The organism is Tissierella pigra, from assembly GCF_018917845.1.
GTDB classification, from domain to species: domain Bacteria; phylum Bacillota; class Clostridia; order Tissierellales; family Tissierellaceae; genus Tissierella; species Tissierella pigra.
On the sequence record NZ_JAHLPJ010000001.1, the window covers coordinates 2,527,672 to 2,550,733 of the forward strand.

24 protein-coding genes and 1 pseudogene are annotated in these 23,062 nt (G+C 29.9%); 2 read left to right on the forward strand and 23 right to left on the reverse strand.

Going from position 1 to position 23,062, the window contains the following annotated elements:
* Window positions 1–8 precede the first annotated feature (8 nt).
* The 19 genes from radC to KQI41_RS12495 form a co-directional block, all read right to left on the reverse strand.
* Window positions 9–716 carry a RadC family protein gene (radC, locus tag KQI41_RS12405; RefSeq protein ID WP_154442087.1) on the reverse strand — a complete coding sequence of 236 codons (708 nt, stop codon included), beginning with the start codon at window positions 714–716 and terminating at the stop codon, window positions 9–11.
* Between the two features lie 16 nt (window positions 717–732).
* Window positions 733–1,314: a Maf family protein gene (locus KQI41_RS12410; protein WP_216585418.1), complete on the reverse strand. Its 582-nt coding sequence runs from the start codon at window positions 1,312–1,314 to the stop codon at window positions 733–735.
* A gap of 13 nt (window positions 1,315–1,327) precedes the next feature.
* Window positions 1,328–1,843 carry a Gx transporter family protein gene (locus KQI41_RS12415; protein WP_154442083.1) on the reverse strand — a complete coding sequence of 172 codons (516 nt, stop codon included), beginning with the start codon at window positions 1,841–1,843 and terminating at the stop codon, window positions 1,328–1,330.
* 14 nt (window positions 1,844–1,857) lie between these two features.
* Entirely contained in the window at window positions 1,858–2,238 is a 381-nt protein-coding gene (locus KQI41_RS12420) for a NusG domain II-containing protein (protein ID WP_154442081.1), read from the reverse strand.
* 114 nt (window positions 2,239–2,352) lie between these two features.
* Window positions 2,353–3,162 carry an RnfABCDGE type electron transport complex subunit B gene (locus KQI41_RS12425; RefSeq protein WP_216585419.1) on the reverse strand — a complete coding sequence of 270 codons (810 nt, stop codon included), beginning with the start codon at window positions 3,160–3,162 and terminating at the stop codon, window positions 2,353–2,355.
* An 11-nt stretch (window positions 3,163–3,173) separates the two neighbouring features.
* The gene (gene rsxA / locus KQI41_RS12430) at window positions 3,174–3,746 is read right to left on the reverse strand and encodes an electron transport complex subunit RsxA (protein ID WP_154441161.1); all 573 of its coding nucleotides are present in this window, start codon (window positions 3,744–3,746) and stop codon (window positions 3,174–3,176) included.
* Window positions 3,747–3,761: 15 nt separating this feature from the next.
* The gene (rsxE, locus tag KQI41_RS12435) at window positions 3,762–4,367 is read right to left on the reverse strand and encodes an electron transport complex subunit RsxE (RefSeq protein ID WP_195838001.1); all 606 of its coding nucleotides are present in this window, start codon (window positions 4,365–4,367) and stop codon (window positions 3,762–3,764) included.
* Window positions 4,368–4,386: 19 nt separating this feature from the next.
* Window positions 4,387–4,935, reverse strand: coding sequence for an RnfABCDGE type electron transport complex subunit G (locus KQI41_RS12440; protein ID WP_216585420.1), 549 nt, complete (start codon window positions 4,933–4,935; stop codon window positions 4,387–4,389).
* Window positions 4,936–5,943 (reverse strand): RnfABCDGE type electron transport complex subunit D, encoded by a 1,008-nt coding sequence (locus KQI41_RS12445; protein WP_216585421.1) that lies wholly within the window; start codon window positions 5,941–5,943, stop codon window positions 4,936–4,938.
* A gap of 17 nt (window positions 5,944–5,960) precedes the next feature.
* Window positions 5,961–7,289: an electron transport complex subunit RsxC gene (gene rsxC, locus KQI41_RS12450; protein ID WP_216585422.1), complete on the reverse strand. Its 1,329-nt coding sequence runs from the start codon at window positions 7,287–7,289 to the stop codon at window positions 5,961–5,963.
* 450 nt (window positions 7,290–7,739) lie between these two features.
* Window positions 7,740–8,258, reverse strand: coding sequence for an adenine phosphoribosyltransferase (locus KQI41_RS12455; RefSeq protein WP_216585423.1), 519 nt, complete (start codon window positions 8,256–8,258; stop codon window positions 7,740–7,742).
* A gap of 137 nt (window positions 8,259–8,395) precedes the next feature.
* Window positions 8,396–9,040: a hypothetical protein gene (locus tag KQI41_RS12460; RefSeq protein ID WP_216585424.1), complete on the reverse strand. Its 645-nt coding sequence runs from the start codon at window positions 9,038–9,040 to the stop codon at window positions 8,396–8,398.
* Window positions 9,006–10,157, reverse strand: a complete 1,152-nt coding sequence (locus KQI41_RS12465) for an ABC transporter permease (protein WP_216585425.1) — start codon at window positions 10,155–10,157, stop codon at window positions 9,006–9,008. Before KQI41_RS12465 ends, KQI41_RS12460 begins: the two co-directional genes overlap by 35 nt.
* A gap of 5 nt (window positions 10,158–10,162) precedes the next feature.
* Window positions 10,163–11,017, reverse strand: a complete 855-nt coding sequence (locus KQI41_RS12470; protein WP_216585426.1) for an ABC transporter ATP-binding protein — start codon at window positions 11,015–11,017, stop codon at window positions 10,163–10,165.
* Complete coding sequence (locus KQI41_RS12475) at window positions 11,001–11,312, reverse strand: hypothetical protein (RefSeq protein WP_216585427.1); 312 nt, start codon at window positions 11,310–11,312, stop codon at window positions 11,001–11,003. The genes KQI41_RS12470 and KQI41_RS12475 overlap by 17 nt, the downstream gene beginning before the upstream one ends.
* Window positions 11,313–11,332: 20 nt before the next feature.
* Window positions 11,333–11,845, reverse strand: coding sequence for an RNA polymerase sigma factor (locus KQI41_RS12480; protein WP_216585428.1), 513 nt, complete (start codon window positions 11,843–11,845; stop codon window positions 11,333–11,335).
* Window positions 11,846–11,884: 39 nt separating this feature from the next.
* Window positions 11,885–12,628, reverse strand: a complete 744-nt coding sequence (locus KQI41_RS12485; RefSeq protein ID WP_216585429.1) for a hypothetical protein — start codon at window positions 12,626–12,628, stop codon at window positions 11,885–11,887.
* Window positions 12,621–14,783, reverse strand: a complete 2,163-nt coding sequence (locus KQI41_RS12490; protein ID WP_216585430.1) for a M1 family aminopeptidase — start codon at window positions 14,781–14,783, stop codon at window positions 12,621–12,623. The genes KQI41_RS12485 and KQI41_RS12490 overlap by 8 nt, the downstream gene beginning before the upstream one ends.
* Window position 14,784: 1 nt before the next feature.
* A complete protein-coding gene (locus tag KQI41_RS12495) occupies window positions 14,785–15,663 on the reverse strand; it encodes an ABC transporter ATP-binding protein (protein WP_216585431.1) in 879 nt (292 codons plus the stop codon).
* A 172-nt stretch (window positions 15,664–15,835) separates the two neighbouring features.
* Between KQI41_RS12495 and KQI41_RS18950 the strand changes: the two are divergent.
* Together KQI41_RS18950 and KQI41_RS12510 are read left to right on the forward strand one after the other, a co-directional pair.
* A pseudogene (locus KQI41_RS18950) lies at window positions 15,836–16,979 on the forward strand (IS91 family transposase).
* A 20-nt stretch (window positions 16,980–16,999) separates the two neighbouring features.
* Window positions 17,000–17,236 carry a hypothetical protein gene (locus tag KQI41_RS12510; protein WP_216585433.1) on the forward strand — a complete coding sequence of 79 codons (237 nt, stop codon included), beginning with the start codon at window positions 17,000–17,002 and terminating at the stop codon, window positions 17,234–17,236.
* Between the two features lie 364 nt (window positions 17,237–17,600).
* Here KQI41_RS12510 and KQI41_RS12515 read toward each other — a convergent pair whose 3' ends face one another.
* Genes KQI41_RS12515 through KQI41_RS12530 form a run of 4 tightly spaced genes read right to left on the reverse strand, consistent with a single transcriptional unit; the run spans window position 17,601 to window position 22,930 of the window.
* Window positions 17,601–18,764, reverse strand: a complete 1,164-nt coding sequence (locus KQI41_RS12515; RefSeq protein WP_216585434.1) for a metallopeptidase TldD-related protein — start codon at window positions 18,762–18,764, stop codon at window positions 17,601–17,603.
* Window positions 18,757–19,998: a radical SAM/SPASM domain-containing protein gene (locus tag KQI41_RS12520; RefSeq protein ID WP_216585435.1), complete on the reverse strand. Its 1,242-nt coding sequence runs from the start codon at window positions 19,996–19,998 to the stop codon at window positions 18,757–18,759. Before KQI41_RS12520 ends, KQI41_RS12515 begins: the two co-directional genes overlap by 8 nt.
* A 17-nt stretch (window positions 19,999–20,015) precedes the next feature.
* Window positions 20,016–21,359, reverse strand: a complete 1,344-nt coding sequence (locus KQI41_RS12525) for a radical SAM/SPASM domain-containing protein (RefSeq protein ID WP_216585436.1) — start codon at window positions 21,357–21,359, stop codon at window positions 20,016–20,018.
* Window positions 21,356–22,930, reverse strand: coding sequence for an ATP-binding cassette domain-containing protein (locus KQI41_RS12530; protein WP_216585437.1), 1,575 nt, complete (start codon window positions 22,928–22,930; stop codon window positions 21,356–21,358). Before KQI41_RS12530 ends, KQI41_RS12525 begins: the two co-directional genes overlap by 4 nt.
* Window positions 22,931–23,062 lie beyond the last annotated feature (132 nt).

The following is a 23,062-nucleotide window of genomic DNA, read 5'->3' on the forward strand; positions in this document are numbered from 1 at the left end:
ATCCAAACTTATATTAGATTCTTTTCCTTAAAACTTATATATCTATTATCACCAATTATTATATGATCTAACACTTTTATTCCTATTAAATTACCAGCCTCTACTAAACGGTTAGTTATATTAATGTCTTCATTACTTGGTTTAGGATCACCACTAGGGTGATTATGCACCAAAATCATAGAATTGGAGTTTCTCTTTATTGCTGCCTTAAACACATCTCTTGGATGAACTATGGAAGCATTTAAAGTTCCTACTGAAATTTCTTCAGTTACTATTATTTGATTTTTTGTATCCAATAAGGCAATCCTAAAATGTTCTTTTTGTAAATATCTCATTTCGTCCATATATAAATTGGCTATGGTACTAGGCTCATTTATTTTTACTTTATATAATGCTTCTTTATAATTTAATCTTTTTCCTATTTCTATTGCTGAAAGTATTTGTGCAGCTTTACACCTGCCTATACCTTTAATTTCCATCAATTCTTGTAATGTAGTATCTCGAAGATACGCCAACCCTCTATTATCCTTACTCAAAATCTTTCTAGCTAAATCTATTGCTGAGTCTTCTTTATTACCTGTTCTAATTATAATTGCCAATAGTTCCTCATTGGACAATGCACTAGGTCCATGACTATAAAGTTTTTCTCTAGGTCTTTCAGTCATGGGAAGTTCCTTAATGGTATAATTTTTCTCAAGAATAAAATTATTACTCATGCAAACACCTACTTATCTATAATATTTTTATATTAAAAAATTTATTTAATAAGTAGTCAAGCCTTCCTAAAGGTAAGCCTACTACATTAGAATAACATCCATCTATCTTTTCAACTAAAACCTCACCATAACCTTGAATTCCATAAGCTCCTGCCTTATCCATAGGCTCTTTAGTGTTTATATATCTTTTTATTTGTTCTTCTGATAAATGTCTAAATCTAACTAAAGTAGACTCATAGTCTATTATTTTTATATTGGTATTTGCTCTTATAATTGAAATACCAGTAATTACACTATGTTCTTTATTATTTAATAAAGATAATATTCTAAAGGCATCCTCTTCATCCTTTGGTTTACCTAAAATCCTATTTCCTAAAACTACTATGGTATCAGCTCCTATAACAACTTCTTCATTATCAAATTTGTTACTTACCCATAGTGCTTTTTCAAATGCTAAAGCCATTGCAACTTGTTCTGGTGATTCGTTATATGACTTTTTTTCTTCAATTTTGGCTTCAACAATTAATGGATTTAAATTAAATCTATTTAAGATTTCTTTTCTTCTAGGAGAAGACGATGCTAATATTATTTTTTCCATATTATCTCCCCAATTACACAAAATATGATTTTAAGCTTTTTTCTAAATTTTTAGTTATGAACATTGATGCAAGACCTACAAAGTATCCTGTAAATAAACTCATCAATAAGAGAATAGGCAAATAAGAATATATTCTTGAATTATACATCATCAGTGAAGCCATACTGACTTGACCAATGTTGTGAGCCACTGCTCCAAATATGCTTACTCCTATAAGGCTAAAAACTTTAGAAAAATATTTATATACAATATACATAGTAATAGAGGCTAAAATAGCACCTGATAGACTATATATAAGACTTGATGGACTACCTGTTACAAACATAAGTACTATACTTTTCAATACACCTACTATAAAGGATTCCTTGAATCCAAAGATAACTAATGTAACTAAAATAACCACATTTGAAAGTCCTAGTTTGGCACCTGGTATAGTAACTGGTAATGGCATTGCTGATTCTAATACTGATAATCCAAGCCCTACTGATACCAATAGAGATAAAAATATCATTTTATTCAATTTCTTCATATTCTATAACATCCTTAATAACTTATATGATCAACTTCATTGTTTTCTTGGGAACCTTTTATTTCTATTACTAGTTTATTAGGTAAACACACAATTAACTCTCCAGGTTTCGATATATATCCTTGATGTACGTCTAATTTATCAGGACAAGAAGCTTCAATTACTCTAACTTGTTCATCTCCTATTTCTAATAAATTAAAACCAAATTCAGATTCAATAGGTATAGTTTTTCCTATTATTTTTTTGTCGAAAATTATTTTTTTATATTCTTCACCATTTATTTGAATGCTAATATACTTTTCTTTATATCCTGAAGCTTTGCTTTTTATTAAACCTAAAGAAGTTACACTTATTAGTATAATAACAATTATTAAAACTTTATCTCCTTTTGTCATGTAATCATCCTTTATCTAATCTCTAAGCTTATTACACACATTACTAGTTTACCATTTATATTTTTTATTTACAAGTTACAATTTAATAAAATAAAGAGCCTTTAAGGCTCTTTATTAGTCTGCTAAATCTTCAACTTTATTACCATATATAGCTTTTGTCGGACATTTTTCAGCACATATTCCGCAATTTATACATTTTTCATAGTTAATTTTTGCCAAGTTATTTTCAAAACTAAAGGCTTCTTCTGGACAATTTTTAACACACATTTGACAACCTATACATCCAATACTACATTTTTGCCTTACTTCCTTACCTGAATCTTTACTCTTACATTTTACAATAAATTCATTATCGTATGGAACTAATTCAATAATAGCCTTAGGACATACTTCAATACATTTCATACAAGCAGTACATTTGTCCTTATTTATAAATGCTATTCCATCAATCATTTCTATAGCTCCAAATTGACAAACATCTTTACAAGTTCCACATCCTAAACATCCAAAAGAACAAGCCTTACTTCCACCTTGCAGTATATTGGCTGCCCTACAATCCTTTATACCTTCATATTTAAACTTTTCTTTTGCTTTATTACAACTACCTTGACAAAGAACTGTAGCTACTTTTCTATCCACATTAGCAGCATTGACTCCCATAATATCTGCTATTTGTTCAGCCACTGGTTTACCTCCAACGTTACAGGCATTAACAGATGCTTTTCCTTCAGCAATGGCATTTGCTAAACCATCACATCCTGGAAACCCACAAGCACCACAGTTAGCCCCTGGAAGTACTGTTCTTATTTCTTCTACTTTTGGATCAATTTCTACTGCAAATACATTAGATGCTATGGCTAGAAGGACCGCAGAAACTAATCCCATTCCGCCTAATACTAACATTGGATTTAATATATCTGTCATATTTTTCCCTCCTAAACAAGTCCATTAAAACCTAAAAAGGCTATGGACATTAATCCAGCAGCTATTAAGGCTATAGGAAAACCCTTTAAAGCCTCTGGAATATCTGCTAATTCAAGTTTTTCTCTAATACCTGATATGAGGATTAAAGCTAAAGTAAATCCAACTGAAGCCCCGATACCATTAAAAGTAGTTTGAAGTAAATCATATCCTTCTTTTATATTTAAAATTGCAACTCCTAGTACTACACAGTTTGTAGTAATAAGTGGTAAGTAAACTCCTAATGCGTTATATAATGTAGGAGATATTTTTTTTAGAACTATTTCAACAAATTGAACTAATGCTGCTATGACCAATATAAAAACAATTGTTTGTAAATACTGTAGACCCATAGTTACTAGTATATATTTTTGTATAAAATAAGTAATTATAGATGATAATGTAACTACAAATGTTACAGCAATTCCCATTCCTGCTGCAGTTTCCATTTTATTTGATACTCCTAGAAATGGACAAATACCTAAGAATTGAGCTAATACATAGTTATTTACAAAAATTGTACTAATTAAGATTGCTGCAATACTCATTGTTTTCCCTCCTTATTAAACTTCACTGGAAGCTTTTTTATTTCTAACAAAGTTAAATACCCCTATTAATAGTCCAAGAACAATAAAAGCTCCTGCAGGTGCTACAAATATTCCTGCTGGTTGGAAGTTTGCTCCAAATAGTGTTTTTCCTAAAAAAGTTCCTGCACCAAAGATTTCTCTTATACTTCCTAAAATAACTAGAGCAATAGTATATCCAAATCCAACAGCAAGACCATCTGCTATTGAAGGAATTATTCCATTTTTAAAAGCAAAAGCCTCCGCACGTGCAAGTATTATACAATTTACTACTATTAGGGGTAGAAATATGCCTAGAGCTTGATAAATAGGTTGTGCGTATGCCTTCATAAACATTTCTATAATAGTAACAAAAGTGGCTATTACAACAACAAATGCTGGAATACGAATTTTATCTGGAATTACATGTCTAAGTAAAGATATTACAAAGTTTGAGCCTACTAATACTGCAATTACTGCAAGACCCATAGCTAAACTATTTGTAACATTCGTTGTTACAGCTAATGTTGAACACATACCTATTAATTGTACAAATATAGGGTTATCGTTTATTATACCATTTTTAAATATCTTAGATAATTTCAATTTTTCCACCTCACTTACATTAGTTTGAAAGCTGTTCATTAAATACTTTTCTAGCTTCATTTACACCAGACATTACACCTTTAGAGGTTATTGTAGCACCTGAAATAGTGTCCACAGTTATTTCCTCAGAAGCATTTTTACCTTGGAATCTATCTGTAAAATCTGGCAATGTAGCTTTTGAACCTATACCTTCTGTTTCAGAATGTTCTACTAATCTCATACCTATTATATTTCCATCTAGTGAAAAACCAGTTAAGGTAATTAAATTTGTTTTTCCAAAACCTTTAGAACTTATCTTTATGGCATATCCACTTAAAGATTCACCACTATATACCTCAAATATTTCTTCAGTAGATTCGTTCGCTTTTTTTATTTCATCAAGTCTTCCTTCATCTAAAGCTTTGAAATCATTTTCTTCTCCAAACACTTCTTTCAGTGCCTCTATACTACCAGCCATTGCTATTTCTGCAATTTTATCTTTAGTTAAATTATTAGAAATAGCTAAAACTCCTGCTGATACTGCAGTAATAATAAATAAAATTAATCCTAATTTTATAGTTTCCTTCATCTATTTCGCCCTCCCAAATATTTTTGGTGCAGTGAACTTCTCTATTAATGGACTGGCTACATTCATTAATAAAATAGAATATGAAACTCCTTCTGGAAATCCTCCCTTAACTCTAATAAGAGCAGTTAGAATTCCAGCACCTAAAGCAAATATTATCTGACCAAGAGGTGTAACAGGTGTTGTTGAATAATCTGTAGCCATAAAAAATGCTCCTAAAATCAATCCACCACCTAAAATATGATATATAAGTTGGTCCATCTCAACTCCTAAAATCAATAATAAAATAGCTGTAGTACCTATATAAACAACTGGAATCTTCCAGTTTATAACTTTTCTAATTATTAAATAAAGCCCACCAATTAATAATAATAGTGCTGATGTTTCACCAATTGCTCCACCTATATTTCCAATAAACATATCCATTACAGATGGTAGTTCTTGTACTGCTTGAGCAACAGTAGCAGAAGCCCCTGCATCTGCTCCACCATACTTCATAATAGCAAGTGGGGTAGAACCTGTTATCGCATCTACTCCTGGTAATACAAAATTGGACATTATATTTGGCCATGAGGCAAGTAATACTGCTCTAGCTGCCAATGCAGGATTCATAAAATTAGAACCGATCCCACCAAAACATTGTTTAACTATAATAATAGCAAATCCAGAACCAAATACCGGAATCCACCACGGTGCATTAGCTGGTAAATTAAACGCTATTAAAATACCTGTAACTATGGCACTACAATCATTAATTGTAATTTCCTTCCTAAATAGCTTTTGTATTGCTGCTTCAAAAAATAAAGCTGATGCTATTGATAATAAAATTAATTTTAAAGCATTAAGCCCGAAAAAATATACGGCCCCTATTGATGCTGGTATTAAAGCTATGATTACATCTAACATTATTCTTTTAACAGATTCATTGGATCTAATATGGGGCGAAGAAGATACTACTAACATATCAGGTACTGAATTTGAGTTTATAGTGTTTAACACTTTACCTTCCATCAAATTTCCTCCTATCTTTATGATTTTTTCCTTTTAGCAAGAATTTCTCTTTTTGAAAATCTAATTGATTCTACTAATGGTCTTTTTGCTGGACATATAAAAGAACATGCTCCACACTCAACACAATCTAATGCCCCATACTTCTCTGAGCCTTCAAAGTCTTTCTTTAGAGCGTAAGCTGATATAAATAAAGGTTGTAATTTCACTGGACACACTTCTAGACATTTACCGCATTTTATACATGGTGATACTTTTTCAGCTAAGGTTTCTTTCTCTGTAAGAACCAAGATTCCACCTGAACCCTTAATCACTGGTACATCTATAGAGAATTGACTTAAGCCCATCATAGGCCCTCCCATTATTACTTTTCCTGGAGTTTCATTAAAACCACCACATTGTTCTATTACTTCCCCAAAAAGTGTTCCTATTTTAACTATAAGGTTTTTTGGCTCCTTTACTCCATTTCCCGTAATAGTAACAACTCTTTCATATAGAGGTTTTCCTTCCAATATTGCTTCTGCTATGGCTTTAGCAGTGCTTACGTTGTTGACTACACAGTTAACATCCATAGGTAAACCACCTGAAGGAACTACTCTTCCTGTAACAGCATTAATAAGTCTTTTTTCATCTCCTTGAGGATATTTAGTTTGCAGAGTTACAATTTTTATATTATCTTCAGGTTTAATTATAGATTCTAAAGCACTTACAGCATCCATTTTATTAGTTTCAACACCAATAAAACCATTTTTTACATTTAATGCCTTCATTATTGCCTTTAAACCAAAAACAACCTTATCTGGCATTTCTAACATCAATCTATGATCAGAAGTTAAAAAAGGCTCACATTCTGCACCATTTAAAATAACAGTATCAATTTTTTTATCTGGTGGAGGTGATAATTTTACATGAGTAGGAAACCCTGCTCCTCCCATACCCGTTATTCCTGCTTCTTTAATTATTTCAATTATCTCTTTAGAAGAAAGTGTTTCTAAACTTCCCTTAGGTTTAACTTCTTCAGATATTTCATTACTTCCATCTGATTCTATAACTATACAAGTTGAATTAATTCCTGTTGGTGTAGTTATTTTTGTTATCTCTTTCACGGTTCCAGCTATACTGGAATGAATTGGGGCTGATACAAAGGCTTGAGATTGGCCAATTTTTTGTCCTACCTTAACAGTATCCCCTACCTTAACTAAAGGTTCACAAGGTGCACCTGTATGCTGATGCAGTGGTATATATACCATACTAGGTTCTTTCCCATACTCTAGAGCTTTTTTCTCTGTTAACTCTTTACTATGTGGTACATGTACCCCACCCTTAAAAGTGAGATTCTCAAGTTTCATTCTATTCCACCTCTCTATATAGTATTTTTCTTAATTAATTATATATTAATTCCACGACTCACCTTTATATTATAACATTAAACCCTAGCATTGTACACATTTGTAAACTTGTAAAGACTGTTAATTGTTTTTCAAGCATTGTTAATAATTTTATAATTTCTATAATTATTGGGATTTTTTTAAGCATAAATGAGGAATATTTTCATTTTATATTCATTTAAATTAACTTAATTTTTTAAATACTATTTAATAATATGTAATTTTTCTACAAAAAAACTATGAAACAGTCTTATAGTTCTGAACCATTTCATAGTTTTTTCATATTTACTTATATTAAAATATCTATCTTTCTATAATTTAAAATCATTGTTTAACAATTGTCATATTTTCCAGTCTTTCTTTACCAATTTTATATCTTTTAAACATTTATTAAAAAAACTTAACAATTATTTATCTGTCATATTTTACCAATGAATTTATATGATACCCTTCTATATTTTCTCTTCCTTTTAAAAATTCTAATTCAATTAAAAACTCTAAGGCAACTACTTCTGCTCCTAAGGACTCTATTAGTTTTACTACAGATGACACCGTACCTCCTGTGGCTAGTAAATCATCTACTATGGCAACCTTTTTTCCCTTTTCTATGGCATCAAGGTGAATTTCAAGCTTACTATTTCCATATTCTAACTCATATTCATAGCTAGCTGTTTCTCCAGGTAACTTTCCCGGTTTTCTAACTGGAATAAATCCAACCCCTAATGCATAAGCAACTGCTGCTCCAAGTAAGAATCCTCTTGCCTCTGGTCCAGCTATGTAGTCAATATTTTTTCCTTTTAAATCCTCTACAATTCTATTAACGGTTTCCCTAAAAGCTTCTCCGTCCTTTGTCAATGTTGTTATATCTTTAAAGCTAATACCTTTCTCTGGAAAATCTTCTATTACTCTTATTTTAGATTTAAGATCCAACTAAACCCCTCCATATTTTATGAAATATCGTCACTATAATAGTTTACCATATTCAAAAAAATTTTCTATATAAATTTAATATTACTTGATTGGGATTATTATCAATCTTGTTATCCATAGTATTTATATATTTTTGATTAATACCTGCTTAATTTTCTATGATCCCTATTGATTATAAAAAGAAACACTATTATAGCAGTTATAGCAATAGAAAATAGCTTTATCTTACTTATATAATTTCCCACACCCATTCCAAATAAATATAAGCCTTTGGTCAACTTTCCCTTTGAAAACATTTCGAAGAAATAATAGAGAAAAGGAGCTAAAATACCAATAGATATTTCCTTGGACATATATCCTAATATCATGGCAATTATTCCTAAGTACAATGCCGTTGCATAAGATCCAAATAAAATATTCGCTATATGAAAATCCATTCCAATAATTTTCAATGGAATAAAGAAAATACTATATACAAAAAATAATTGTGTGGAAATAATAATAATTCTATATAAAATATTTTTCCAGTAAGGATATACCTTTGAATAAATCATTTCTGATATTCCATATTCATCTTCAATCAATGTAGTCCTAACAAACATCACTATTCCAATGGGAGATATAAGCTGTTCTCCCATGAATATTAAACTATATCCTGATAAATCGTTTTTATTAATCATCAGATAAATAGCTCCTACATATGCTAAGGCTAAAACCATGGTATTAAACGAAATTATCTTTATATTGTTATAAAATATCCTTCTTTCTAGTCTTATATCCACTACTCATCTCCCCTCGCTTTCTATCCCATAGCTTTATAGCTAAAAATAATAATATTAAAGAAAATATAGTAAATAGTATTCTATTTAAATATATTCCCTTCATAAAGGGTTGAAATTCTGAGTGAGGAATAATTTTATTAAATCTTATGAAATATTTTGTAGGCTGAATCCCTTGTGAAATCAAATTTTTCATGCTATAGATCCAGTAAAAAAATTGAACTATAATAGATACTATTCCATTGTCAAATATAAGCTGAATTACATAACTTAGAGAAGTTACAAACATAATAGTTGGGATAATCCACACTATAGAATATTTAAAGAACCCTCCATAGGAAATAGGATCTCCTGTTAATTTTGAAAAACCATGAAATATCCAAGTGGCATGACCTGTCACTAAAAACAATATTAAACTTATTATAGCCATATCTCCCAAATATTTTCCTAATACATATTTATAAGAAGAAACCCTAGTAGTGTATATAAGCTCATTACAATTATATCTCTTATCTTTAGTAAGGCTAAATGCCGTTACAAATACAGCAAAGAAGCTTATTGCAATTCCTATATAATCTGCAAAGAGTCTTCCATAGGCATTTGTTACCTTATCTTCTTTAAGTATAGCATTATAAGTTTCTATATCTTCTTCATAATATTTACTACCAATAACAGATGAAAAATTATTTTCATTGCTATATACGGTGTTGCCACCTAAGGCTCTATCTACCTTATCTATAAATCCATAATATTCATCAATAGTTTGAAAGTCTATGTCCTCCATTTCTATTATTGCTTCTTCTAAAAACTTTCTCTGTTCTTCATTTATCTTTTCATAGAACATATTTATTCCCTTAATTCTTAGAGTATCACCTGAGTTATAATCAGCCTTCATAGTATTATAAGCATATTCAATATGATCTTCTAATGTAACTCCTTTCACAGCTAAACTATCAGTTGTACTATATTCAAATCTAGGAGGCATAGGCTTTATGCCGTCTCTTTTTATATCTCCTATGAATTGAGTATAATAAAATAGAAATATGGCTACTATTAGAATCCATATACTTAGACTTTTAATTTGTTCCTTTATTTGCTTTAAAAAGATCTCTTTAAGCATTTTTCCTATACCTCCTTTATAAGCTTCATATACGCATCTTCTAAAGTTGGAGAAACATTATTAGCATTAAGAGATGGTTTATCCTTTGACAATATCCTTAAAGAAATCTTATCCTCATCCATTATAGATGAAATAATGTTGTACTTGTCCATGTACTGTTCAGAATCTCCAGAGTTTACATTTAGATTCCACACATATCCTTCTGCTTCTTTTATTATCTCTTTTACTGTCCCACTATAAATCAGATTTCCTTTATTTAGAATCGAAAGACTTTTACAGCTTAATTGAATATCTTGGGCAATATGAGTTGATAACAATACAGTTTTTGTCTTTCCAAAGTCAGAAAGCATATTTCTAACCCTTATTCTTTCTTCTGGATCAAGACCTGCTGTAGGCTCATCTACAATTAATACTTCCGGATTCCCTACCATTGCTACAGCTATTCCTAACCTTCTCTTCATTCCTCCTGAAAGAGTCTTTGTCTTAGCCTTATATATATCTTGAAGATGTACAATTTCTAGTCTATCTAATATTTCCTTTTTATTTAGCTTTATATTAGAAAGGGAAGCAAAATAATCTAAGGTTTCATATACTGTAAAATTTGGATAAAAGGAAAACTCTTGTGGAAGATACCCTATTATTTTTCTTATTTCTTCTTTATTATCCACCTTTATATTATCATAATAAATTTCTCCTGATGTCTTAGATAATAACGTTGATAAAATTCTAATCAAAGTTGTCTTCCCTGCTCCATTAGGTCCTAAAAGTCCGTGGATTCCCTCATCAAAGGTAAGATTTATTCTATCTAATATTTTATTTACTCCATAGTATTTTTCTAACTCTTTAATTTGAATTCTCATAATAAATCCTCCTTTTAGCTTCATTAAAACTCAAATAATCATAGGTTTCCGCACCTATTAAAAATGCTGATATACATATAATTAACCACTCCATACTGACCCCTAATATAAAATATAATATTAAACTTATAAAAGATAAACCTCCAAATATCCATAGTGATAGCTTTATTTCCATTCTTCTAAGAAATCTCTTATTTTCTTTTATCTTTTCTAACTGATATTTATCATATTCCTGTGCCCTTACTCTTCTCCACACTTCATTTAAATAATCTCTATTGTTCTCTTCAGGTCTCATAAAATTTACCTCCATCAACTTTATTTTTCAGCATATAAAGCCTTTAATTTTTTTCTTGCCCTAAAAATATTTATTTTCACCTTAGCTAAGCTTATGCCTAATACTTCTGAGATTTCATTATAAGACATCTGCTGAAATGCATATAAATAAAGTATGCTCTTCTGACTTTCATCTAATTTATTAAAACTATCTATAAATTTATGTTCTTTTTCTCTATTTACTATAATTTCTTCGGGAGAAATAGTGGAAGCAATCTGATAATCAGTATAAACATTTTTATCATTATCTCTAATATAGTCTACAGATTTATTGTGTATAATAGAAAACAGATAGGATTTCAACGTACTGTAATCTTTTAATCTTTCCCTATATACATAAAATATAGCAAAACTATCTTGAACAACATCCTCTGCTGCATGATAATCTTTAAGTATACTTAATGCGAAATTTACAGCTTCTTTTCTATGTTTAAGTACAAATTCTTCAAAGGCACTTTCATCACCATTTTTTAATAACTGCAACTGTTCTTCCACTCTCTCACCTCCATCTTCTTTATATAGCCAATCATTATTTTATTCCTTTTCTCTTTTAAAACATGTATACACTAAAAGTATAATCCCTAAAAATATGAATACAAGTCTAGAATAAATAAAATCACTGGCTAAATCAAATGATATATTCTGGCTTGTTCTCCCAAAGAGTTCTGCAAAGGTTGACATTTCAAAGAAATGTTGTCCAAATATATCTAACCATAATGGCAAAATACTACTTGTATTCATGATTCCTAATAAAAATGCCATTGGAATCAGACCATATAATAGATTTGAGCTTGTTTTGCCTAAAACCATGCCAACTCCTAATAAAAATATAAAAGTAGGAATAAGAAACCATATAATGTATTTCCCAAAGATGATGAATTGACTATAATCAAATAATACTTTGTAATATATAAAGCTCATAATAATTGGAACTAGTGCTGTCAATATAAAAGTAACCACTAATCCAGCAATTTTCAACATATAATATTTACTCTGAGGTATTGGCGCTGAGAATAATATCTTTCTAGCCCTTAGTTCCTTCTCATTAAAAATATTTGTCATCATAAATATCATTATGCTCATCACTAAAGATGAAATTAACTGAATGAAAAATGTATAGGTCCATTCAGAAAATGGAGCTGTCCCATAGTACCCGCCTATTACTAATCTTGTCAGTGAATCATAAGTAAATGCTATCAATATAAGGATCATATATAAATATTTTTTTGATATAATCATTCTTTTAATTTCGTATTTTAATAGATTAATATTATTCAAATTCAATCGCCTCCTCAGAAAGATTCATTTCTTTAAGAAACTCCTCATAGGTTAAATCCTTATATAAATAATTTTTATATACCTTTTCTATTCCTTTTAAAAATTCTTTTTCCCCTAATACTTCTTCTCCCTTTAGTAATTTAATAGGCATTAAATAATATAATTCACTCTGAAGTTTTTCCATCTCTAAGGATTTTCTATATTTTTCATTTATCTTATCTAGCATTTCACTGTTATTTAGATAATAGTAATTATTCAGTTCTCGTACACGACTTTCCCATCTGCTCAAGAATAAACTTGATTCCATATCTCCAAATTCACTTTGTATATACTTATAGGAAAAATATTGTGCAAGTCCCTCACTTGACCAAGGACTATCTTCTACTACCTTAACACCTGTGCCCCACCATTGATGTGCAATTTCATGTGCTATAAGACTTAGATCACTCATAAAAACATCTATATCCATACCCCTATACTGAGTATTTTCATCTTCTATTAGTGAATACATATTCTTGTCACGATTTAACATATTTTCAGAAATAGTTATAACATTTTCTGATGAATGTCCTCCTCTCTTATATAAGGCAACCTCTGCAATCTTTAATGGATATATATCTGAATAATAATCTCCTATATTTTCAATATAATACTTCATCATATCTTTTATATATTCTTCTATTTTCATATTCTGGACATATTCCTTATGCCTAGGGGAATAGTAAAATTCAATATTCATATTTTCAAAGCTGATTTCGTGCTTCCCGTACCTTCCTGCAAATGCTCCAATGTCTGCAGTATGAGAATTATATTCAAATATCCATTTCTTCAATTGACCTTCTATCTCTGTACCTATAAGCCTTCCTGGAACCACCACCGTTAAATATTCAGGTGCAGAATAATATCCACTGATATTTATGGAATCTCCTTCTTTAACTAAAGGTCTGAAAATCCAATTAGAATTCTCTAGTAAATAAATACTATCTTTAGAAATATATCCTGGCATACCTCTTCCTACACCATTTTTATCAGTTTTTACTTTTCCACCATAGGAAATTATGATTTCTATTTCTTTCATATTTGGTATAAATACCTCAACTTCGCCTTTAGTTCGATTATATTCTATTTCTTCTCCATTAACTTTTATAGAATTTATATTTAGTCCCTCATTAGTACTGAATATAATTGAATCAGAACCTTTATTTATGAAATCATATAAAACCCTTCCATACATTTCTCCCTTTTCATTATCAAACACAATTTCTGGTCTAAGACCAGTTAGAGATATATTTTCATCAATATTATTTTCCATATTTCTTATTAATTCCATTGTATAAGGCTCTTTTATATAGGTAAATCCACTTCCAAATACAGCAATTACAACTAATATTATTAATGCCCTACTTTTTACATTGATGAAAAATGACTCTTTTAAATGGAATTCATATCTTCTTTTAAATAGCAATCCTACTCCAAATATTAAAACGGAGATAAATATCCACAGTAATCTATTATAAATAATGGTTTTACCTACAGGCTGTATTCCTGCAAAATCTGAAATAATATCTAAATTAGTTTGTACCCATGTAAATAAATAGTTATTCGAAGTTAGGCTCTTAACAAATAATACCCCTAAAGTTATAAAGCTTATATCTAAACTATCTATTAAAAGATATAGCCCACTTACTATTAAGGTAGAAAATAAAAGTGATGGAAAAAATATAATCCAATAGTTAAATAGATAATAAAAAATATTAACTGGAATACTAAATACAAATTTTTGTATGGTAATAACAACCATCATTCCAATTATAGTTGCTATAACTTCATAAAAAACTATGGCCAAAATACGAATTATCATTAATTTATGGTAATCTATATTAGATCCTATAATTTCTTTACTTCTTTTTCTCTTATCTTTATCTAATGTCAATACTGTAAACAATCCAAATAATAATGCAGATATTGAGGCTCCAAATTTTACAGCACCAAAGGCAATGGTTGAAGAAGACCTTCTTATATAAAACAAATCAAAGTCATTGGACATATTTAAGGAATTTATTCCAATAGTTACAGCAACACAGGATACCAATATCAAAAGCATTATCAACTTTGATTTAAACATCAATTTAATTTCATTCTTAAGTAAATCCATATTATTCCTCCTCCAACATACAATATATGTAGGCATCTTCTAAGGAGGGAACTACTTTTTCAAAAGATAAAGGTAAAGATTTAGATACTACTCTATATTTAGTACCTGTGGGAGTTATAACTGTAGATGTAATCTTAAATTCTCCTTTTACCTCTCTTTCTAAAAATTTCTCTTTATCAGCACCTATAATCTCTACAACACCTACATGATCTATGGCTTTTCTAACTAACTCACTGGGCTCTCCAACAAATAGTATCTTACCTTTGTTTATAACAATGATTAGATTACATATGGATTCTACATCTTCAATAATATGAGTAGATAATATAACTATTTTATCAACGGAGTCTTCAGAGAAAAGATTCCTAAATTTAATTCTTTCTTCAGGGTCAAGTCCTACAGTTGGTTCATCAACTATAATCAATTCAGGATTGTTTAACATTGCCTGGGCAATTCCAACTCTTTGTTTTTGTCCTCCTGAAAGAGTCTTTATTTTAAGTTTTCTCTTTTCTTCAAGATTAGTCATTACCAGAACTCTTTTTATTTCATCTTTCTTATTTTCCTTTATTCTTTTTAGGGAAGCCATATAGTCTAAGTATTCTTCCACTCTCAACTCCTCATATAGCCCAAAATCTTGAGGTAAATATCCTAGCCTTTCTTTTAAATATTTTTCTCTTTTATTGAGAGAAACTCCGTCTATTAAAACTTCTCCCTCTGTAGCTTTAAGTTGTCCTACTAAAATTTTCATAAGAGTACTTTTTCCAGCTCCATTTGGCCCTACCAGTCCAATCATTGCTGGAGTATTAAAAGCTAAATTAATATTATTTAAAGCCTTTACATTTTTATATTTTTTACTAAGATTTTGTATTTTTATTTCCATTTTATCACCCTCCACTAGATATACGGAAAAAAGAAGAAAAAGTTACAAAAAAATAAAAAAAGGATCTACAACGCGTTAGTTTTTGATCGTACTAGACTTCTAATAAAAAATGTATTTACTACTCATACTGATACTTAGCATATTCTTTGATATCAATAATATCGATAATACTATGAGTAATAAATCATTTAAAATTAAAGATATCTTTGCAGATCATTGGGATACCTTTGTTGCTAAGGGCTATCCCATTCGTTCTGCTGTACATAAAAATGTTGGAAAAATAATTAACTGTAGTAATCCTTCTATGGGGCATGCACTTTATTTTTGCGAACACTACAGCAAATTTAAACACATTCCTTTTACCTGTAAGAGCCAATTCTGTAGTTCTTGTGGTGCTAAATATACTCAAGATAGAGCTGCTTCTATATCTTCTAAATTAATTCCATGCACTCATAGACATGTTGTCTTTACTATCCCCAAGGAACTTAGAATCTTCTTCCGTAAAGACCATTCTTTACTTCATTTGCTCTTTAGTGCATCCAATGAGACAATTTTTAAGTATTTTCACAAAATGAATAAATTAGAGAACTTTGAACCAAGTTTTGTTTTTACCCTCCATACTTTTGGTAGAGATCTCAAATGGACCCCTCATATTCATATGTTATTATCTGAAGGTACTTCTGGAGCTAAAATACCATGGCGTAAAGTTAAACATATTCCTTTTAATATGCTACGTAAACGCTGGCAGGCTGCCATACTTTCATTTTTACAAAACGATTAGGGGCTTCTTTTCTATCCTCTTAAAACTAAATTATTTAAAGCTTATCCTGATGGCTTCTATGTCTATGCTAAGCCAAATATGGATTCTAATTCTCTTGATACTGTTAAATGTATCATTAGATATAATGGAACACCTGCCATGGCACAATCAAGAATTATTGATTATGATGGGCAGTTTGTCACTTTCTACTACGACTGCCATGAGGGCAATAAACGTGTTACTGAAAAAGTCCATGCTTTTAAATTTATCAAACCCTTAATCATTCATATTCCTGATGACCAACTTAAAATGATTCGCTATTATGGTCTTTATGCTAAAAAGTACAAATACTCTTCCAAACTTTATCTTTTAGAAAATATAGCCAAAAGAAACTTTAGAAAAAATATTCTAATTGGCGTTCTCGTCTTCTTCTATCTTTTGGTATTGACCCTTTATGGTGTTCATGTGGTCATACCATGGATTGATTGGTATTTTCAGGCCTGGGCAAAACCTATATATTGATAATCATAACTCTCACATATATAATAGTGCTTAACTAAGCAAAGGATGTTGATTATGAATATACTTGAAGTTTTCACAGAGAAAAATGATTTAGTAGAATTTATCTGTACCAAATACAACTATTCACTATGGGTTCCTAGATTTATTGTTCAAGAATTAGAAGAAGATAATATATTTGGAGGTTTAGATCCTTCTGTTACACCGCAACAATTTTGTCAAGTTTGTGATGGTATCATGAATCCAAAATCTTATACAGGTATTCATGGGACTCATTACGAATACAAAAAATAGTCTAATCTTCATTAGGCTTTATTTGCATGCACAAAATTCTTGAGCTCCTTTTTGTTTAATAGAAAAGTAGGACTTTCCTATTAAACAAAAAAACTTATAAGGCCTAAAATAGGCCCTATAAGTTTGTAAAATGAATGATTTCAAATGATCGAGATGCATAAAGTTACAAGTAATCTAATTTTAACCTGTTGTATCTCCACCAGCTATGATGCAACATAAAAAGTTATCATCAGTTTCAATGTCGTCAATCTCTAGCATATCAACTTCTTCTACTAATTCTAAGTTAGTCATACTAATATGCCTCCTTTCTTATAATTTTATGTTTAACATGTTAAACACATTAAAACCAAGATATAATACAAAATTACATTAAATGATATGAAGATTCTAGTTGAATTATCATTCCCGATGATGAAACTCCAACTCCTCCACATCGTTGTTTTTTCTTAATACAGTCAATGGTCGAGTACCTAGCATTTTCTCCAAAGCAAGCTACTATACCTTGAATAAAGTCGATAATATCCAGCTTTATTTTAAATGGTGGTAGCTTACAGATATTACCTCTAGAATAAACATATCCTGAATCAATAATTGCTATAATCACATCATTTTTAAAAATAGCTTGTGATATACCTTCAATAAACAATGCTTTCTTTAAAGAGTAATCAAAATATATTCGATTTGATGGCAATAGTATAGTGTTTGTTACTCTGGGTAATAGTAACTCACTACCAGCACGGCATCTTTTAATTCCTACATTCTTATTGTCTGTGATTAAATTATTTAAAACACCATTATCAATAATAATCTCATTTTTTAAGACGTTGCCAACATCATCAAACTTACAATATCCACCTAACTGCTCTTCCGGTGAATCAAACACAGAAATAAATTCCGGAAAACTTGGTGTTTTTCTATGTTTTAGACCAGCATAGTAATTGTCATATTCAAAAAAATGCCCAAATACCTCGTGATTAACGATTGCTGCTGTAAATGGTGAAAATACGATATAATCAGTGCTTAATGGTGTATTTAAAATTGGTGCTTTTGAATAATCATATACTCTTGATAAATTTGAATCAATTAAGTCTATTATATCTTCTATCGCGAATTGATCAAAAGAACTTGAATACCCTATTGTTAGCAAAGGTTTATTATTGTAGTAATATTTGATTGTAACAGTGAGTATTTTTTTATTTTCAAAAAGTATCAAGTCATAATCAACAAATCTTCTATCTGAATAATCAACACCGATTTGGTATATAAAATCAATGTTTAATCTGTTAATCATAGACTTATGTAAATCCATGTAATCTAAAAGAAAACTCATCTTTTCACTTTTATAAACCTCATGAATTTTATTCTCTATTTCAGTTCTCAATTCATTATTTGTTTTAAGAATATACATATTTTCTTCAATATCTAAAACCTTATTTCCCCAAATAGAAACTCTATTTTTTAAAATATTATTTCTATCCTGATATACTTTAGCTAAATAGTAGTAATTAGATTCAATATATCTACCCATTTGAGCTATTATCTGGAAATCTTAATATATTTTTTTCTAGTAAATAAAGTAACAGTTCTAGCTTAGCTTTTTCATACATGCGTTTCTTAAATATATCGTCGCAATGTTTAGTAAAGTACCTATTATATATACAGCCTCCTGTACATATTGGGAAAAGCTTACATTCCATACACTCATCATCTAATTTTCTATCAATATATTCATTTGTAGCACTTAGAACTAAATCAAAATCGTATATTGAACCGAGTATTTCATTTTTATGTCCTAGCATTCCTCCGCATTTATAGATATTACCAAAAGGATCAATAAACTGCCCAATAGGCACTAAGCTCATGCATCCCCCAAAAAAAGGATTATGTTTGTTTACCTTGAATCCATGTTTAGTCGCTAAACTAAATGCTTTAATAATAATATCAAGTTCAAATACATTATTATGTTCAGATGTTCTTTCACACAATGTTTTCTCCGTTTGATACAAACTTAAAACAACATCCTTTTGAGCCAACTCTTTTATTTCTAGCAACATATTATCAAAATCTTTAATATTCTCTTTATCAATATTCGTGCGAATCAAAGTTCTTATTCCAGAATCAGCACATTTATTGATAAGTTTTATAGTTCTTTCATGAGCATCAAAGTTTGAAACTCGCCTTGAATTATGCATCTTTTTGGAACCATCAAGTGATATTTGAATTAAATCCAATCCTAACTCCTTAAGATCTTGAAAATATTTGGAAATATCAATAGTCCCATTAGTTACTATACTAAAAGAAAATTCTATATCCATTTTGTTAAGATTTAGTCTAAGAAAATTAGCAATCTCCATTATTGCATCCATATTCAGTGTAGGCTCACCACCAGTAAAAATAACTTTTACTACCTCTGATTTGTAATATTTTAGATATTTAATGATATAATTGCAAATGTCTTTACTTAACTGTTTGTTTAATGTACACCTTTCACTTCGAAAACTTTTTTCATAACAATACTTGCATGACAAGTTACAGTCAAACGTCGTTACTATGCCAAAAACAGCATTTTTATGATTTGCTCTTATACTATCTAGATATTCTTTAACATCCGTTTCAGGTTTTCCATTTATTACATTATCACTATCTAGCATATCTGGATTCTTTGCCGCTATTGATATACGCTTATTAAAGAAATCCACACTTAGTACTTTACGAGAAATTATATTTTCGAAATAAACGCAATTGTTCCTATTATCATACATATTCTATCTCTCCATTTTTAATCTTTAAATAAAATTCCTGAATGCTTGCCTGATATTTTACTACATGCTAGATCAGGCTCACCTAATTCTCTTCCGAAAATTATTGTGTTGAGCTGACAACCCCCTCTGCAGTAAAACAAATCATTACACTCATTGCATACAGGATTATCAATTAGATTACGAAATGTATAATAATTTCCATTATACCATATATCTTTTAATGTAGATTTATACACATTCCCAAAATTGAAACTTTTTCTGTAGCTATACCATTTATCACAAGGTGCTACTGTACCATCAGCAAAGATCATAATAGATCCAATACCTCCTGAACAACTTTTAGGTTTTCCATATTCCATATATTTGAAAGATAAGTGCCTATATTTATCCTCATTACTTTCCTTAAGTCTTTTTATGTGATCATCTAGTTCATGAATTTCATTAGTTGCCGGTATAAGTTCAAAATCAGCTCTTCCTACGGGAACCACTACTTCTAGATTTATACAATCAATATTTAAATTAGTAAAGTAATCTATTAATTCAGGCATAAAATTAATATTTGTTTTAGTAACTACAACTTTTAATTTTACTTTAATACCAACACTCATAAGATAGTAAATAGCTTTATAAAAATCTTCAAATGCTCCATTTTGTCCTACGATTTTGTCATACTGTTCTGGTATATGCGAATCGCAAGACACCTGTATTTCTGTTACACCTATACTTCTCATTTTTTTTGCTTTTTCAAAATTAATTAATGTGCCTTTAGTGAATATTATAACATTCATATATCCGATTCTATATGCATAAGACACTATATCTTCTAGGTATGGATATAGTAAAGGTTCCCCTCCAAAAATACCTAAATACCTTGCCCCCAATTCGTAAGCCTCTGTAACTATCTTTACTAAATGATCATATTGGAATTCATTACCCTTACCAAATGGAGCACTCTGAGAACAATGAGCACATTTCATACAACAAGTTTCTGTTACAGATATAGTTACTGTATGTAATTTGTCAGGATTAAAATAGTCTTTTTGCTGATTGAGCTGTTTATTTGGTGTAGAAATTTCTAATTTAACTTTCACAGGACTCCAATGTAAGAAACCAAGCTTAATCATTTTAAATACAAACTTCCTTACAGATTCTTCTGTAATCTTTAGACTTTCATTTTGTACTAATTGGTATGATATCTCCTCGATAGAGTTCTTCCCAGTACACTCCGAGATAATCATACCTTGATATTTATTCAGTATTTTTGTCTTAAATGTTTCGATATTAGTTATTAGATAGGCATCTTCTCTAAGTAACGATAAAGATGCTTTTGGTGATATAATTGGATATATTGAACTAGTCATGATATTAATTCCTCCTTCCTACTTCCTATGTTTACTACATCATCAAATAACGAAATAACTTCATCATTTACATGATGGCTAATTATAAGTACTGTTATAGGTAATGAGCACAAATATTTCATAATTGCAGTAGTACTTTTATCATCTAGAGCCGCAGTAGGTTCATCTACAATTAAAATATCTGGTAATTTCATTATAGCTCTTGCTAGACAAATTCGTGATTTCTGGCCTCCTGATAGACCATTTGAATCATCAATTATCTTTCGATAGTCAATATCATTAATAGATAAGTGTTCCATCGACTTAAGAACCTGATCTAAGGTAAAGTTTCGATAAAGATCGATATTGTTAAATATTGTATCCTTAAAAACATATGACTTCTGATCAACATAGCTAATCATCCGTGAGATTTGTTCTCGATTCATTGAATCAATTGACTTGTTGTAGACTAGGATTTCACCACTATCTGGTTTTAGTTCACCAGACAATAGTTTCGCCAAAGTTGTTTTTCCTGATCCACTATCGCCTTTTATTAGATATTTTTTGCCTTTTAAGAAATTAAATGAAAATTCATCAACAATCCTGCCTTCAGAATCAGAATAAGAATATGACATATTTTTGACAGTTAATGCTTCTTTAGTCTCTTTTTCTCCCAATAAAACTTCACCATCTATTTGTTCTACCTCTAAGTTTTTATTTAATTCTGTTAATACTGGAGCACAAGCATTAATCTCATTTTTATATCCTGCAATACTTACAATAGGTCGGACAATATTATTCATAAGTTGTATGATTCCGATAACCCCACCCACTGTAATTAGATTCTTAAAAGCAAGTAGTCCTCCTACTAAAAATACAACAAGAAGAGTTGAATTACCCACGGTGCTTGTTATTGTGCTAGCATTAAAATTTGCTAGGCGATTCTTATAGCGTTTATATTCAAATTCGTTATTAGCAAATTCATGTTTTTTCAAGAAATGATCAATTACCTGATACTTAATTATCTCAAGCCTTCCTTGCAAAGTATCACTTACCATACCAATATATACTGTACTACCATTGCTATATTCGGTTGATGCCTTTTGTACATAATTTCTTAATAAGCCCGGAACAAACATTGGAATTACAGACACAGCAATTGATACTAAAAACATAATCCAGTTAATTGAAATAACCGCTATAGCTGAGAAAATGAAAACAAAAACATTTTCGAAAATAAGCCAACGTTTTAGAAAATCATCCGTGTAAACCAAATCAACTTTACTTGTAAAATTTGCTATGTCTATAGAATCATGCCTTTCTCTGTTTAATTCTTTTATGTACAATTTGTTCTTAAGCTTTTCAGCTTTCTGACAGGCATTTCGATATACACTTGATCTTGCTAAAATAGAAAATAAGAGATTAACAATGATGATTCCAAAAGTCAACAGAAGTCTTTGAAAAAATATGTCTTTATTCTGAATGTTTATTGCATCTACAATTCTTCCAATATAAATTCCAAAAGCAGCTTCTGTAAGGGATGCTAGAACAATAAATATCGCTGCTCTATATTTAGCTTCAACATTTTTCAATTTTTCAAATCTCCTTTCTTTAGTCTCACTAGTTTCTTAAATACTCATTATATCTTTAAATAAGAAACACTTTTTAAGATATAATTTTAAGCAAAACTATGTCTGGTTATGCAAGTTTAAGTACTTAGATAC

Bases quoted from the DNA above. Each gene is read 5' to 3' on its own strand.
- KQI41_RS12515 (WP_216585434.1), bottom strand. From the start codon at position 18,764: ATGGGTAGATATATTGAATCTAATTACTACTATTTAGCTAAAGTATAT.
- KQI41_RS12445 (WP_216585421.1), bottom strand. From the start codon at position 5,943: ATGGAAGGTAAAGTGTTAAACACTATAAACTCAAATTCAGTACCTGAT.
- KQI41_RS12475 (WP_216585427.1), bottom strand. From the start codon at position 11,312: ATGAGACCTGAAGAGAACAATAGAGATTATTTAAATGAAGTGTGGAGA.
- KQI41_RS12495 (WP_216585431.1), bottom strand. From the start codon at position 15,663: ATGGAAATAAAAATACAAAATCTTAGTAAAAAATATAAAAATGTAAAG.
- KQI41_RS12490 (WP_216585430.1), bottom strand. From the start codon at position 14,783: ATGGATTTACTTAAGAATGAAATTAAATTGATGTTTAAATCAAAGTTG.
- KQI41_RS12410 (WP_216585418.1), bottom strand. From the start codon at position 1,314: ATGGAAAAAATAATATTAGCATCGTCTTCTCCTAGAAGAAAAGAAATC.
- KQI41_RS12420 (WP_154442081.1), bottom strand. From the start codon at position 2,238: ATGACAAAAGGAGATAAAGTTTTAATAATTGTTATTATACTAATAAGT.
- radC (WP_154442087.1), bottom strand. From the start codon at position 716: ATGAGTAATAATTTTATTCTTGAGAAAAATTATACCATTAAGGAACTT.
- KQI41_RS12465 (WP_216585425.1), bottom strand. From the start codon at position 10,157: ATGCTTAAAGAGATCTTTTTAAAGCAAATAAAGGAACAAATTAAAAGT.
- KQI41_RS12440 (WP_216585420.1), bottom strand. From the start codon at position 4,935: ATGAAGGAAACTATAAAATTAGGATTAATTTTATTTATTATTACTGCA.
- rsxA (WP_154441161.1), bottom strand. From the start codon at position 3,746: ATGAGTATTGCAGCAATCTTAATTAGTACAATTTTTGTAAATAACTAT.
- KQI41_RS12520 (WP_216585435.1), bottom strand. From the start codon at position 19,998: ATGTATGATAATAGGAACAATTGCGTTTATTTCGAAAATATAATTTCT.
- KQI41_RS12415 (WP_154442083.1), bottom strand. From the start codon at position 1,843: ATGAAGAAATTGAATAAAATGATATTTTTATCTCTATTGGTATCAGTA.
- KQI41_RS12525 (WP_216585436.1), bottom strand. From the start codon at position 21,359: ATGACTAGTTCAATATATCCAATTATATCACCAAAAGCATCTTTATCG.
- KQI41_RS12425 (WP_216585419.1), bottom strand. From the start codon at position 3,162: ATGACAGATATATTAAATCCAATGTTAGTATTAGGCGGAATGGGATTA.
- KQI41_RS12470 (WP_216585426.1), bottom strand. From the start codon at position 11,017: ATGAGAATTCAAATTAAAGAGTTAGAAAAATACTATGGAGTAAATAAA.
- KQI41_RS12510 (WP_216585433.1), top strand. From the start codon at position 17,000: ATGAATATACTTGAAGTTTTCACAGAGAAAAATGATTTAGTAGAATTT.
- rsxC (WP_216585422.1), bottom strand. From the start codon at position 7,289: ATGAAACTTGAGAATCTCACTTTTAAGGGTGGGGTACATGTACCACAT.